5 protein-coding genes and 1 pseudogene are annotated in these 15,125 nt (G+C 75.2%); 4 read left to right on the forward strand and 2 right to left on the reverse strand.

Annotated features, from left to right (window positions below; translation table 11 throughout):
• The 4 genes from C6Y14_RS45570 to thiO all read left to right on the forward strand — a co-directional run.
• The coding region (locus C6Y14_RS45570) for a type I polyketide synthase (protein ID WP_159074312.1) at window positions 1-4,477 on the forward strand (4,477 nt) is incomplete at its 5' end.
• 73 nt (window positions 4,478-4,550) lie between these two features.
• Entirely contained in the window at window positions 4,551-5,126 is a 576-nt protein-coding gene (locus C6Y14_RS25985; protein WP_225891280.1) for an FcoT family thioesterase, read from the forward strand.
• A 19-nt stretch (window positions 5,127-5,145) separates the two neighbouring features.
• Window positions 5,146-7,278 (forward strand): type I polyketide synthase, encoded by a 2,133-nt coding sequence (locus C6Y14_RS25990; protein WP_107019263.1) that lies wholly within the window; start codon window positions 5,146-5,148, stop codon window positions 7,276-7,278.
• Between the two features lie 30 nt (window positions 7,279-7,308).
• The gene (thiO, locus tag C6Y14_RS25995; protein WP_107019264.1) at window positions 7,309-8,433 is read left to right on the forward strand and encodes a glycine oxidase ThiO; all 1,125 of its coding nucleotides are present in this window, start codon (window positions 7,309-7,311) and stop codon (window positions 8,431-8,433) included.
• Here thiO and C6Y14_RS26000 read toward each other — a convergent pair.
• A pseudogene (locus tag C6Y14_RS26000) lies at window positions 8,416-14,166 on the reverse strand (type I polyketide synthase); the annotation flags it as partial. The gene thiO and the pseudogene C6Y14_RS26000 overlap by 18 nt on opposite strands.
• On the reverse strand, window positions 14,163-14,939 hold the full coding sequence (locus C6Y14_RS26005; RefSeq protein WP_107019536.1) for a thioesterase II family protein: 777 nt from the start codon (window positions 14,937-14,939) through the stop codon (window positions 14,163-14,165). The gene C6Y14_RS26005 and the pseudogene C6Y14_RS26000, both read right to left, overlap by 4 nt.
• Between the last annotated feature and the right edge of the window lie 186 nt (window positions 14,940-15,125).

A 15,125-nucleotide genomic window follows, 5' to 3' on the forward strand; every position in this document is an offset into this window, starting at 1 on the left:
CCGGGCGGGGATCTCCTCGTTCGGTATCAGCGGCACGAACGCCCACGTCATCATCGAAGCCGCCGAGCCCGCCCCGCGGCCCGACTCCGGACCCGCATCCGCACCCGTCGCGGGCGGTACGGTCCCGTGGGTGCTCGCGGGCAGCACACCGGAGGCCCTGCGGGCGCAGGCCGTCCGGTTGCGCGAGCGACTGGACGACCTCGGCACCCGGGACCCGGCCGCCGTCGGGCACGCCCTGGCGACCTCCCGAGCCGCCCTGGAACACCGCGCGGTGCTCGTCGGCTCCGGCCACGAGGACCTGGCACGCGAACTGGACGCCCTCGTCCGCCAGGACCCGCCGCCCGGCGCGCTCCAGGGACCGGCGGCCGGCGGCGGCCTCGCGTTCCTGTTCACCGGACAGGGCGCGCAACGGCCCGGCATGGGGCGGGAGTTGTACGAGCGGTTCGCCGCGTTCGCCGAGGCGTTCGACGCGGTCGCCGCCCTGCTGGACAAACAACTGGAGCGCCCCCTGCGCGAGGTGCTGTGGGCCGAACCCGAACCGGCCGAACCCGCACGGGACGGATCCGCACGGGACGGATCCGAACCGGACGAACCCCGACTGCTCGACGAGACCGTCTGGACCCAGGCCGGACTGTTCGCGGTCGAGGTGGCACTGTTCCGGCTGCTGGAGTCCTGGGACGTACGGCCCGACTACCTGCTCGGTCACTCGATCGGCGAGATCGCCGCGGCGCACGTCGCGGGAGTGCTGTCCCTGCAGGACGCCACGACGCTGGTCGCGGCCCGCGGCCGGCTGATGCAGGCACTGCCGCGCACCGGGGCCATGGTCGCGGTCCGGGCCGCCGAGGCCGAGGTCGTACCCCTGCTGGGTGACGGCGTGGCGATCGCGGCGGTGAACGGCCCGTCCTCGGTGGTGATCTCCGGCGAGACGGACGCGGTGCTCGACACGGCCGCCCGGCTCGCCGCCGACGGCGTGCGGACCACCCGCCTGCGGGTCTCCCACGCGTTCCACTCCCCGCTGATGGAACCGATGCTGGACGACTTCCGCCGCGTCGCCGAGACCCTCACGTACCACCGTCCGCACCTCCCGGTCGTGTCCAACCTGACCGGCGGGATCACCGACCAGGGCTCGGCCGACCACTGGGTGCGCCACGTCCGCGCACCGGTCCGGTTCGCCGACGGTGTGCGGTTCCTGTCGGGCCTCGGCGTGACCACGTTCGTCGAGACCGGCCCCGACGCGGTCCTGTCGGCGCTGGGCAGGGAGTGCGTCGACAGCGGCGGCAGCGGCAGCGACGGCGAGAGCGACGGCAGCGGCGGCGTCGCGTTCATACCGCTGCTGCGCCGCGACCGGCCCGAGGAGCACGAGCTGGTGTCCGGTGTGGCCGCGGTCCACGCCCGCGGCGCGCACGTGGACTGGGACGCCTTCTTCGCGGGGCGGCCCCGTGACGCCTCGATCGACCTCCCGACGTACGCGTTCCAGCGGCGCCGCTTCTGGCTGGACGCGGGCGATCCCGCCCCCGGCGACGTCGGCCTCGCCGGGCTGGAACCGGTCGACCATCCGATCCTGCGCGCCGCGCTGGACACCCCGGACTCGGGCCGGGTCGTCCTCACCGGCCGTCTCGCGGCGGACGTCCGGACCTGGCTCGCCGACCACGCCGTACTGGGCTCGGTGCTGCTGCCCGGTACCGCCTTCGTGGACCTGGTCCTCACGGCGGGCACCCACGTCGGCTGCGGCACGCTCACCGAACTCACGCTGGAGGCACCGCTCGTACTGCCCGACCGGGGCGCCGTGGCCGTGCGGGTCACCGTGGACGAGCCGGACGGCGCCCGCGCCCGGACGGTCGCCGTCCACGCACGCCCCGAGGGCGAGCCCGACCTGCCCTGGACCCGGCACGCCACCGGCGTACTGGGGGCCGAGGCCGAGGAGCCCGCGTTCGACTTCACCGCCTGGCCACCCGCCGGGGCCGATGCCCTGGACGTCACCGGCGCCTACGAACTGCTCGCGGCCCGCGGGTACGGCTACGGCCCGGCCTTCCGGGGCCTGCGGGCCGCGTGGCGCCGTGGGGACGAGGTCTTCGCCGACATCGCCCTGCCGGACGCGGCCCGCGACGACGCGGCGCGGTTCGGTCTGCATCCCGCCCTGCTGGACGCGGCGCTGCACGTGGACGCCCTGGACGACGACGGCGCGACGAGCGTCCCCTTCTCCTGGGAGGGCGTGACGCTGCACGCCACGGGCGCGTCCGCCCTGCGCGTGCGCACCCGCCCGGCGACGGACGGCGACGGCACGTCGATCCTGCTCGCCGACGAGTCCGGCCGACCGGTGGCGACGGTGCGGTCCCTGGTCACCCGGCCCCTGTCGGCGGACCGTCTCACGAGCACCCGGCGCGGCCCGCTGTTCCACGTCGGCTGGACCCCGCTGCCACCCGGCCCCGCCGACACCGCCGGCCGGTTCGCCGTCGTGGGCACCGGCCGGATCGGACCACTCGCCCCCTGGTACGACGACGCGCCCAGGTACGCCGATCTCGCCGCGCTGGCGGACGCGGCGGCACCCGTGCCCGAACTCGTGCTGTTCCGCTGCCCGGCGCCTTCGCGTGACGGTCACGTACCCCTCGGGGTGCGCGCGACCACGACCGCGGTGCTGGAGGTCCTGCAGGGCTGGCTGGCCGACGAGCGGTTCGCCGACTCGCGGCTCGTCGTCGTGACGGGCGGCGCGGTGGACACCGGCGACGGCCGGATCGATGTGCGGCAGGCACCGGTGTGGGGCCTGGTCAGGGCAGCACAGACGGAGAACCCCGGCCGGTTCACCCTGCTGGACCTGGACCTGGACCTGGACCTGGACCCGGGCCTTGGCCTGGGCCCTGACCTGAACCTGGCCCCGGGCCTGAACCCGGACCTGGCCCCGGGCCTGAACCCGGACCTGGCCCCGGGCCTGAACCCGGACCTGGCCCCGGGCCTGGCCCCGGACCTTGGTGCGGGCGGTTCCGGCGGCGTGGCGCCGTCGCTTCCCGTCACCGAACCCGAGGTCGCGGTACGCGGCGGCAGGGCGCTGGTGCCCCGGCTGGCGAAGACCGCCGGACCCGCGGCCCCGACGGTCTGGGACCCCGACGGCACCGTCCTGGTCACCGGCGGGACCGGTGGGCTCGGCGCACTCGTGGCACGCCACCTGGTCACCGAGCACGGTGTCCGCCGGCTGGTGCTGGCGGGCCGCCGAGGCCCGGCGGCGCCGGGCGCCGCGGCCCTGGCCGCCGAACTGACCGCACTCGGCGCCGAGACCGTGGTGGCCGCCTGCGACACGGCCGACCGCGACGCGCTGGCCGCCCTCCTGGCCGCGATCCCGGCCGACCGGCCCCTCACCGCGGTGCTGCACCTGGCGGGCGTCCTGGACGACGGGCTGATCGGCTCGCTGACCCCGGCCCGGCTGGACGGCGTACTGCGCGCCAAGGCCGACGCCGCCTGGAACCTGCACGAACTGACCCTGGAGGCGGACCTGTCGGCGTTCGTGCTGTTCTCCTCGGTCAGCGGCCTGATGATGGGCGCCGGCCAGGGCAACTACGCCGCCGCCAACACCTTCCTGGACGCGCTCGCCGTGCACCGCCGCTCGCTCGGCCTGCCCGCGATGTCCCTCGCGTGGGGGCTGTGGGACGAGAGCGCCGGTATGGGCGGGCGCCTCGGCGAGGCCGACCGCGGCCGGGTCCGCGCCTCGGGGGTGCCGCCCCTGTCACCGGCCGAGGGGCTGGCGCTGTTCGACGACGCGCTGGCGGCCCGCGAGACGCTGCCGGTGCCGGTCCGGCTCGACACGGCGGCGCTGCGGGCCACCCGCGACGGTCTGCCCGCGCTGCTGCGCGGCCTCGTACCGTCCGCGCCCGCCTCACCCGCCGGACCCGCCCGCCCCGCCGCCGTGGGCCCTTCCCTCGGACAGCGGCTCACCGCTCTCGCGGGCGAGGACGAGCGGGAGTCGCTCCTGCTCGACCTGGTCCGCGCCGAGGTGGCGGCGGTCCGGCACGACGACCCCTCCGCAATCGACCCCGGGGCCCCGTTCACGGCGCTCGGACTCGACTCGCTCGCCTCGATCGAACTCCGCAACCGGCTGGGCGCCGCGTCCGGGCTGCGGCTGCCCGCGACCCTCACCTTCGACCATCCCACGCCCGCCGCACTGGCGAGGTTCCTGCTGGCCGAACTGCTCCCCGAGGGGGCGCCGTCCGCCCCGGACGAGGACTCGGTCCGCTCGGCACTCGCCACGATCCCGCTCGCCCGGCTGCGCGAGTCCGGGCTGCTGGACACCCTCCTGCGGCTCACGGAAACCGTCCCGCCGCACTCGGCGATCGCTTCGCTGCCCCGCCGGGCGCCGGCCCGCGACGACGACCGGACCGAGGAGACCAGGTCTGAGGAGGTCAGGGCGGAGGAGGTCAGGGCGGAGGAGATCAGGGGCATGGGCGTCGAGGACCTGCTCCGCGCCGCCCGCCGCACGACACCGACCTGAGGAACCGGCCCCGAGGAACACGCTTCGCACGGAACACCCCGCACGGAACGACCTTGAGAGGGAGAGACCGGCAATGGCGGAAACGATGGACCGCACGGCCGACCCGGGGCTGCGCTACCCCACCGACGAGGAGCTGCTGGCCCAGGTGCTGCGCCCCTACCGGGCGAAGAACTGCGAATACCTGAAGTCGGCCGTGGTCGGCGTGGACAGCGGCCCCGACGGCCGGCACAGGGTCGGCGCCGCCTGCACCTTCCAGATCCCCGAGTCGTGCTACATCGACGACACCGGACACTTCAACTCGGTCGAGTTCAACATCTGTTACAACCAGATGTTCTATTACCTCCTCGCGAAGTCCGTCCGGGAGAGCGTGCTGGAACCGTTCGCGCGCTGGACGATGGACGACTTCTGGGCCCGCCAGCTCGGCGACATCCTCATCACCGACTTCCGCAGCACGTTCCGCCGCCAGATGGGCGCCCGTCTGTTCCACGGCGAGATTGAGATGGCCGACGTCGCCGAGTGGGACGGCAGCGACATCCGCGACGCCCTCGTGGTGATCCGTACCAAGTGCCGTTACTGGGACGACCTGGGCGGCGACAGCCACGGCGAGGTCACCGTCGCGATCCTCAATCCGCCGCAGAGCGGTCCCTGACCAGCACGCGGGAGATGCGATGAACGTCCCGGCCGACCACGTCCCCTCCGCTGCCGGCCCCTGGCCGCCCGCCGGGGCCGTCCCGGTGCGCACCGACGACCTGTACGCCCTGCTCGCCGCGCGCGGATACCAGTACGGTCCCGCGTTCCGTGGGCTGCGCGCGGCCTGGCGGCGGGGCGAGGAGGTCTTCGCCGACATCACGCTGGACGGCGCGACCGGCACCGCCTCCTCCTCCTACCTTCTGCACCCCGCCCTCTTCGACGGCGCCCTGCACGGAGCTCTGCTCCCGTCGGAGGACCGGCGGGACGCACTGCTGCTGCCGTTCATCTGGCGAGGGGTGCGGATACGGAACTCCGGCGCCCGCGACGTGCGTCTGCGTCTGGCGCCGAGCGGTGACGACGCGGTGTCGCTGACCCTCACCGACACCGAGGGGCGGGAGGTGGCCGCGGTCCGCTCGCTCGCGTTCCGCCCGGTCACCGCCGAGCAGCTCGACCGCGAGGGCCAGGGCGGCACCCTCCTGCGCGTCGCCTGGAACACCGTGCGGCTGCCGTCCGACGACAGGCCCGCGGCAGCGCACTGGGCCTTCCTCGGCACCGACCACCTCGGCGTGACCGGCGCCCTGAAGGCCGCCGGCCGACAGCCCGGGATCTACCCCTCGCTGCGTGACCTGGACGCCGGTCTGCGCGACGGCGGCACCGTCCCCGACGTCGTCGTGGTCTCCTGCACCGACGAGGGCGCCGAGGCGCGTGCCGCGACACAGCGGGCGCTCGTCCTGGTGCAGGAGTGGCTCGACGACGAACGGCTCGGCGGTGCCCGCCTGGTCCTCGTCACCCGGGGTGCCGTCGCGGCGCGTACCGGGGAGGACGTGCCCGATCTCGCCGGGGCCGCCGTGTGGGGCCTGGTGCGCGCCGCCCAGTCCGAACATCCCGGCAGGTTCCACCTGGTGGACGTGGACGACGTCGAGTCCTTCGGCGCCGCGCTGGTGTCCGGTGTGGAGGCCGGGGAGCCGCAGCTCGCCGTCCGCGACGGCGGCCTGTCGCGCCCGCGCCTGGTCCGCTGCCCGCCCGGGACGTCCGCGCGCCGCCCCGACACCGCAGGGACCGTCCTCGTCACCGGCGGGCTCGGCGCCCTGGGCGCGCTCGTGGCCCGTCACCTCGTACGCCGCCACGGTGTCCGCCGCCTCGTGCTGCTCGGCCGCCGGGGCCCCGCCACCCCCGGGGCCGGCGAGCTGGCGGCGGAACTGACGGCACTGGGAGCGGACGTACGGGTCGTGGCCTGCGACGCGGCCGACCGTACGGCCCTGGAGCGCGTCCTGGCGAGCGTGCCCGACCGGTATCCGCTCACCGCCGTCGTCCACGCGGCGGGCGCCGTCGACGACGGCACCGTCACCGAACTCACCCCGCGCAAGGTCGAACGCGTACTGCGCCCCAAGATCAACGCGGCGCTGAACCTGCACGAACTGACCCGCTGCGACCTGATCCTGTTCTCTTCGGTGTCCGGGCTGGTCGGCAGCGCGGGACAGGCCGCCTACGCCGCCGCCAACACCTTCCTGGACGCGCTCGCGCACCGCCGCCGCGCCCTCGGCCTCCCCGGCGTCTCGCTCGCCTGGGGTCTGTGGGCGGACGGCATGGGCGCGGAACTGGGCACCGCCGACCTCGCCCGGATGCGCCGCAACGGACTGGCGCTCCTGACCGCCGCCCAGGGACTGGCCCTGCTGGACGCGGCCGTCTCCCGGACGGAACCCGCGCTCGCCCCCGTCCGGCTGGACGACGAGGCGCTGCGCCAGGGCGCCGGGTCCCTCCCCGAGTTGCTCCGGGACCTGGCCGCCCCCGTGTCCGGCACGGCTCCGGCCGGGCGGCCCGCCGGGGCCGAGGCGCTGCGCGAACGGCTCGCCGGGCTGCCCGTGGCCGAACGCGACGCCGCCGTCCTGGAGTTCGTCCGCGCCGAGGTCGCCGCCGTTCTAGGCCATCAGGCGCCCGAGGGCGTGGACCCCGGCCTGGAGTTCCGCGAGATCGGCCTGGACTCGCTCACCAACCTGGAGCTGAACCGCCGGCTGGCGACCGCGACCGGACTGCGCCTGCCGGTCACCCTGTCCTTCGACTACCCGAGCCCCGCCGAACTGGCCGGGCACCTCGCGCGGCGGCTCGCCTGACGGACCGTGCACCCGACGAAGGGACCGGACATGCACACAGTGATCGTCGGCGGCGGAGTGATCGGCCTCGCCACGGCGTGGCGGGCGCTCGCCCAGGGACTGGCCGTCACCGTCGTGGACCCCGAGCCCGCGAGCCGGGCGTCGTACGCCTCGGCGGGCATGCTCCCGCCCGCCAACGAGCAGCTCTACGACGACGAGCCCCTGCGGCGCCTGTATCTGGCCTCCCGCGACCGCTACCCCTCGTTCGTCGCGGAACTGGAGGAGGTGTCCGGCCGGTCCACCGGACACCGCCGCGACGGCGTCCTGGACGTCGCCCTCGACGCGGCGGCCGTCGCCGACCTCGACCGCGCGCACCGCTTCCACAAGGCGCACGGCATCAGGACCGAGGCCCTCACCGCCGAGGAATGCCGCGTGTACGAACCGAGGTTCGCCCCGTCGGTGCGCGGCGGCCTCCTCGCCCCCGACGACGGGGCGGTCGATCCCAGGCGGCTGACCGCGGCGCTGCTGGCCGCGGTCGAGCGGCTCGGCGGCACGCTCGTCACCGACCGGGTCACCGACGTGCTGATCGAGGGCCGCGCCACCGGCGTACGGCTCGCCGGGGGCGGCACGGTGACCGGCGACCGTACCGTCCTCGCGGCCGGCTGCTGGACTCATCTGCTCGGCGGTCTGCCGCCCGGGGTCGTCCCGGAGATCCGGCCGGTCAAGGGGCAGATCCTGCGTCTGCGCTCCGAGGAGCCGTTCCTCCACCGCACCACCCGGGGCCTGGCCGGCGGCTCGGCGGTGTACCTGGTGCCGCGCGCCGACGGCGAACTGGTCGTGGGCGCGACCTACGAGGAGCGCGGCTACGACACGACCGTCACCGCGGGCGGCCTCGCCGAACTCCTGGACAAGGCCCGCGCGGTGCTGCCCGAGGTCACCGGTCTGGCGTTCGCCGAGGTGAGCGCCGCGCTGCGGCCCGGCTCGCCGGACGACCGTCCGCTGATCGGCGCCACGTCCGTCCCGGACCTGCTGCTGGCCACCGGGCACTTCCGCATCGGGGTGCAGCTGTGCGCGGTGACCGCGGACGCGCTCGCCACGGTGCTGTCCGGCGACGAACTCCCCGACGCGGTGCGGCCGTTCTCACCCCTACGCGGTGACGGCGTCGGTACCCACTAGGGCACCCGCGAGCGTCCCCTCCGCGTTGCGTGTCCACGCGGGTTCGTCCTGGCGTCGCGAGCGGACGACGACCGGCCGCCGGCCCGTCCCGTCCGCCGCGCCGGCCACCAACTGCAGCAGGACCGCGCCGTCCGGGGCGAACGTGACCGGGGTGTGCAGCACCAGTTCCTCGATCTCGTCGCAGCCGGTCGCGCCCGCCGCGTGCATCGCCAGTTCCACCAGGGCCGTACCGGGCAGCAGCACCGTGCCGAGGATCGTGTGGTCGGCCAGCCACGGCTGGGCCGCGAGCGAGATCCGCCCGGTGAACAGGTGCCCCCCGTCGGGCAGTTCGGTCGCGGTCGACAGCAGCGCGTGCCCCGCGTCGTCGAGCCCGAGCCCGGCCGCGCCGCCCACCGACGCGGGGGCCCGCAGCCAGTACCGCTGCCGTTCGAACGGATAGGTCGGCAGCTCCACCAGCCGTACGTCTCCCGCGGCGCCCCAGTTCACCCCGCTCGTGCGGGCCCGGGCGAGGGCGGCGGTGAGGGTGTGGGCCTCGGAGCGGCCCGGGCGCAGCAGCGGCAGCAGGACCGGAACGGCCGCCGCGTCTTCATCGGGCCCGGCCGGCACGGTCTCCGCAAGCGCGGAGAGCACTCCGCTGGGTCCGAGCTCCAGACAGGTGCGTACGCCCTCGGCCCGCAGGGTCTGCACGCCCTGCCCGAACCGGACGGCCCCGCGGACGTGCCGGACCCAGTAGTCGGGTGTCGCGATCTCGGGTCCGGCGACGGCACCGGTGAGGTTGGACACGACCGGGATCGCCGGCGGCCGGAACGTGAGCGTCCCGGCGACGCGCCGGAACTCCTTTAGCATTCCGTCCATGTGGGCCGAGTGGAAGGCGTGACTGACCGTCAGCCGCCGTGTCCTGACGCCGAGTTCCTCCCAGTGGGCGGCGACGGCGAGGACCGCGTCCTCGTCGCCGGAGACGACGGTGGCCAGCGGCCCGTTCACCGCCGCGACCGACACCCCGCCCGGCAGCGAGGCGGCCACCTCGTCCTCGCCGGCCTGGACCGACACCATCGCCCCGCCCGCGGGCGCCTCCTGCATGAGGCGGGCCCGCGCCGCGACGAGGACGCACGCGTCGGACAGCGTGAGCACCCCGGCGAGATGGGCCGCGCTCACCTCACCGAGCGAGTGGCCGAGCAGATGGCCGGGTGTGACGTCCAGCGACTCCAGCAGCCGGAACAGGGCGACCTGGAGCGCGAACAGCCCCGGCTGGGTGTACTGCGTCCGGTGCAGGGCCGCCGCCTCGGGCGTGCCGGGCTCGGCGAACACCACGCTCCTGAGCGGACGCTCCAGATGCGGGTCGATGTGCGCGCAGACCTGGTCGAACGCCTCCGCGAACGCCGGATACGTCTCGTACAGCTCACGGCCCATGCCCGGCCGCTGGGAGCCCTGGCCGGTGAACAGGAAGGCGGGTGTCCCGCCGCCCACCGCCTCGCCGCCCACCGCGTGGCCGCCCGCCATCTCGCCGTCCGCCTCGTACGGCCGGCCGTCGGCCAGGGCGCGCAGGCCGGCGAGCAGTTCGTCGCGGCTCTCGCCGAACACCGTCGCCCGGTGGTCGAACGCGGCGCGGCCGGCGGCGAGCGTGTAGCCGATGTCGGCCGCGTCCAGAGCGGGCCGCCCGCCGATGAACCGGTGGAGCCGTGCCGCGTGGGCGCGCAGCGCCTCCTCGGACCTGGCCGACAGCGGCCACGGCAGGGGAGCCGTGCCCGTCCGTGGTGGCTGCGGGCGCACCGGCGCCTGTTCGAGGACGACGTGCGCGTTGGTGCCCGAGATGCCGAACGACGAGACGGCCGTCCGGCGCGCCCGCCCGGTCTCGGGCCACGGTGTCGCCCGGTCGAGCAGCGCGACCTTTCCCCGCGACCAGTCGACGTGCGGGGACGGAGTACCGGCGTGCAGGGTGCGGGGGAGCAGGCCGTGCCGCATCGCCAGCACCATCTTGATGACGCCGCCCACTCCGGCGGCGGCCTGCGCGTGCCCGATGTTGGACTTCAGCGACCCCAGCCACAGCGGCCGTTCCCTGCCCTGGCCGTACGTCGCGATGAGGGCCTGCGCCTCGATCGGGTCGCCGAGCGCGGTGCCGGTGCCGTGCGCCTCGACCGCGTCCACGTCGGCGGCGTCCAGCCGTGCCGCGGCCAGCGCCTGACGGATCACCCGCTGCTGGGCCGGGCCGCTGGGCGCGGTCAGCCCGTTGCTGGCGCCGTCCTGGTTGACGGCGCTGCCGCGCAGCACCGCGAGCACGGGATGCCCGTTGCGCTCGGCGTCCGACAGCCGCTCCAGCAGCAGCAGTCCCGCGCCCTCGCTCCACGCGGTGCCGTCCGCGTCGGCCGAGAAGGGCTTGCACCGGCCGTCGGGAGCCAGGCCGCGCTGCTGGCTGAACTCCACGAACATGCCGGGAGTGGCCATCACGGCGACACCGCCCGCGAGCGCCAGCGAGCACTCGCCCTGCCGCAGCGACTGCGCGGCCTGGTGCAGTGCGACGAGCGAGGACGAGCAGGCCGTGTCGACCGTCACCGCCGGCCCCTCAAGGCCCAGGGTGAAGGCGATGCGCCCGGAGGTCAGGCTCGGTGAGCCGCCGGTGAGCAGATAACCGCCGAGGCCCTCGGAGGAGTCCTGGAGCCGGGGCCCGTACTCCTGGGCGGTGGCGCCCACGAACACCCCGGTGCTGCTGCCGCGCAGTGTGCCCGGGTCGATGCCGGCCCGTTCCAGCGTCTCCCAGGCGACCTCAAGCAGCACCCGCTGCTGCGGGTCCATCGAGGTGGCCTCGCGGGGGCTGATCCCGAAGAACGCCGCGTCGAACCCGTCGGCCCCGTCGAGGAAACCGCCGCGCCGCACATAGGTCCGGCCGGGGGTGGCGGGTTCGGGGGCGTACAGGGCGTCGAGGTCCCAGTCGCGGTCGGCGGGGAAGTCGGAGATCGCGTCCGTGCCCGCGGTCACCAGGTCCCACAGCTCGCCCGGGGAGCCGACGCCACCGGGGTAGCGGCAGCCCATCGCCACGACGGCGACCGGGTCGCCGTCCGTCGGCGCGGCGAGGGGCCGGCTGTCGGTGCTTCCGCCGGGGCCCCGGCGCTCCCTGAGGTGGTCGGCGAGCCCCGTGGGTGTGGGGTGGTCGTAGACGACGGTGGCGGGGACGGGAAGACCGGTCGCGGCGGCGAGCCGTTCGCTCAGCTCGACCGCCAGCATCGAGTCGACGCCGAGGTCCTTGAACGTCTTCCCGGGGTCGACAGCCTGCGCGTCGGCGTGCCCGAGCACGGCGGCCGAGTGGGCGCGGACGAGGTCCAGCAGACCCCCCTGCCGCTCACCGGCCGGGGGCCCGGCGGGAGCGGGCCGCTCCCGCGACGGCCAGTGCCGTTCCCGCTGGAAGGCGTAGGTGGGAAGGGGCACTCGCCGTGGGTCGTGCGCGGCGAACACCCCTGACCAGGACACCACTTGGCCGCGCACATGCAGTGCGGCGACCGCTCCGAGCAGCGAGGACCGTACGGACTCGCCCGGCAGCGGCGCACGGACGGCGGTCGCGCCGGTGTCGTCGCCCAGCAGCGTCCGCCAGTCGTCCGCGCCGCGCACGGCCCGCGGGCTCACCTCAAGGAACGTGGGGTGCCCGGTCCGCGCCAGCGCACGGATCACGGCGTCGGCCCGCGAGGGCCAAGGGAGGCGGCGCGACCAGTAGGCGGTGTCGAGAGCGGCCGTGTCCAGGACACCGCCGGTGACGGACGAGTGGAACGCGACCGCGGACGGCCGGGGCGTGACCGGGCCGGGCGGCGCGCCGTGCGCGCGGGCCGTGACGATCCGGGCGGCGTCCTCGACGGTCAGGGCCCCGGCGACATGCGCGGCGGCGACCTCCCCCTCGGCGTCGCCCACGACGGCTTCCGGACTGATTCCCAGGGACTCCCACAGCCGGGCCAGCGCGACGGCCACGGCGAACCGGACCGGCCCGGCGACGTCGGCCCGGTCCGGCCTCGGGGCCCCCGGAACCCCGTCCAGGACGTCCGTCAGGGACCAGCCGGTACGGGCGTCGAGCGCGGCGGCACAGACACCGACCGCCGAGCGGAACACCGGTGACAGGGCCATCAGTTCGCGTGCAGTCCCGGTCTCCACCGGACTCCCGCCGGGGAAGACCAGCACGACACCGCCGGGGCTGCCGGCCGTCGCCCTGACCACACCGGGGGCGTCACGGCCGGTGGCGACGGCGTCCAGGCCGTCCAGGAGGGCTTCCGTGCCGGTGCCGAGGACGGCCGCGCGGTGCTCGAAGTGTGTGCGGCCGGTGGCCAGCGACCAGCCGACGTCACCGGGGGACCGCGGATCGCGTACCAGCTGCTCCCTGAGTCGCGCGGCCTGTGCGCGCAGGGCCCCGGCCGTCCGGCCGGAGAGGGGCCACAGGACGGGACGGGCATCGGGCTCGGCCCGCACGGCGTCCGCCGGTCCGTCCGGGGCGGCGCCGAGGACGACATGACAGTTCGTCCCGCCGATCCCGAACGAACTCACCCCGGCCAGCAGCGGCTCGCCCGGCCGGGGCCAGGGACCGTGCTCGCGCCGCACGCGCAGCCCCAGCCGGTCCAGGTCGATACGGGGGTGGGGGGTCTCGAAGTTGAGGCTGGCGGGGATCTCCCGGTGCGCGACGCCCAGCACCGCCTTGATCAGACCGACGATGCCCGCGGCCCCCTCCAGGTGACCGACGTTCGTCTTCGCCGAGCCGACGTGCACCGGCGCCCGGGACGCCGCGTCACCGAGCGCGCCCGCGAGGCCCGCCGCCTCCAGTGGATCACCGACGCGGGTGCCGGTGCCGTGCAGTTCGACGTACTGCAGCGCCTCGGGGGCCACGCCCGCCCGGCGGCAGGCCAGCCGGATCACCTCGGACTGCGCCGCGGGACTCGGCACGGTCAGCCCGTCGGTGGCGCCGTCGTTGTTGACGGCGCTGCCGCGGATCACCGCGTGCACACGGTCGCCGTCGGCCAGCGCCCGTGCCAGCGGCTTGAGCAGGACCGCCCCGCCGCCCTCGCCCCGTACGTAACCGTTGGCCCGCGCGTCGAAGGTGAAGCAGCGGCCGTCGGGGGACAGCCCGCCGAACCCGGCGACCGCGGCGGCGCTCTCGGGGACGAGGTTGAGGTTCACCCCGCCGGCGAGTGCCAACTCCGCCTGGCCGGTGCGCAGAGTCTCGGCGGCCAGATGCACGGCGACCAGCGCGGACGCCTGCGCCGCGTCCACCGTCATGCTCGGACCGCGCAGCCCCAGCGTGTAGGACACGCGGTTGGCGATGATGCCGCGCTGGACACCGGTGAGGGTGTGCCGGGTGATGTCGAGGGGATCCTGGACGAGGGCGGCGAAGTCGCCGGACATCGCGCCGACGAACACGGCCGTGCGGCTCTCCCGCAGCTTCGCCGGTACGGTCCCGGCGTCCTCCAGCGCCTCCCAGGCCAGCTCCAGCACGAGCCGCTGCTGCGGGTCGGTCGTGGTGGCCTCGCGCGGTGAGATACCGAAGAAGCCGGCGTCGAACCCGGCGATGTCGTCGAGGAAGCCGCCGTGCCGCAGACCGGGCCGGTCGAGCCCCGGTGCGTCAGGGTCCCAGCGGCCGTCCGGGACCTCGGTGACCGCGCTCACGCCGTCCCGCAGCAGCGTCCAGAACGCGGCCGGTGACGGCGCCCCGGGAAGCCGGCACGCCATGCCGACGATCGCGACCGGCTCGCCCTCCTCGACGGTCATGACGCCGCGGGGCCCGTGCCGTGCGCGCGCAGCACCGACTCCAGCCGGTCCAGGGTCGTGGCGGGATCGGTGCTCAGATAGAAGTGGCCGCCCTCGAAGACCTGCAGATCGAACGGCCCGGTGGTGTGCTCCCGCCACGCCAGCGCCTCGTCCATCGTCACCTGCGGGTCCCGGTCGCCGGTGAACACGGTGACCGGGCAGCCGAGCGCGGGACCGGGCACGTACGTGTAGGTCTCGACGGCGCGGTAGTCGGCGCGCAGCGCCGGCAGGAACATCCGCACCAACTCCTCGTCGTCCAGCAGGGAGTTGTCGGTGCCGTTCAGCAGTTTCAGTTCGGCGATCACGCCGTCGTCGGAGCGCAGATGCACGGACTCCTGCCGGCGGCGCGAGGGCGCCCGCCGTCCCGACACCACCAGCGCGGCGGGCTGGACACCGCCCTCGCGCTCCATCCGCCGGGCCACCTCGAACGCGACGACGGCTCCCATGCTGTGCCCGAACAGGACCGGCCGCCCGGTGAGCACGGGCCGCAGCGCCTTGAAACTCAGGTCCGCCAGGGTCCCGATGTCGGTGAGGGGTTCCTCGGAGCGGCGCTCCTGGCGCCCCGGATACTGGACGGCGAGCACGTCCACCCGCGGATGCAGCGTCCGGGCCACGGGGAAATAGAAGCTCGCCGCGCCGCCGGCGTGCGGAAAACACACCAGACGGCTTCCGGCGTCCGGGGCCGGCCGGAAGCGCCGGACCCATGCGTTGCTGTCGACGAGCGAGTGCGTCATGGCGTTCATCTCTCCTGCGGGCTGCAGAGCGGGCATTCGATCATGTTGCCGTCACCGGGAATTCAACCCAACCCCTAACCTCCCCTAAGAAATCCGGGAGTTCTTGAACCGGCGTCCAAGGCCGGGAGACCTTGAGGCGGTCCGGATCTTTTCCTGGCCGCTTTCGGCCTCGGTAACCGGCGAGGG

Source organism: Streptomyces dioscori, from assembly GCF_003024195.1.
Taxonomy (GTDB): domain Bacteria; phylum Actinomycetota; class Actinomycetes; order Streptomycetales; family Streptomycetaceae; genus Streptomyces; species Streptomyces dioscori.

What these genes read in the sequence shown, in the direction of transcription:
- C6Y14_RS25985 (WP_225891280.1), top strand. Translation starts at nt 4,551, where the DNA reads ATGGCGGAAACGATGGACCGCACGGCCGACCCGGGGCTGCGCTACCCC.
- C6Y14_RS25990 (WP_107019263.1), top strand. Translation starts at nt 5,146, where the DNA reads ATGAACGTCCCGGCCGACCACGTCCCCTCCGCTGCCGGCCCCTGGCCG.
- thiO (WP_107019264.1), top strand. Translation starts at nt 7,309, where the DNA reads ATGCACACAGTGATCGTCGGCGGCGGAGTGATCGGCCTCGCCACGGCG.
- C6Y14_RS26005 (WP_107019536.1), bottom strand. Translation starts at nt 14,939, where the DNA reads ATGACGCACTCGCTCGTCGACAGCAACGCATGGGTCCGGCGCTTCCGG.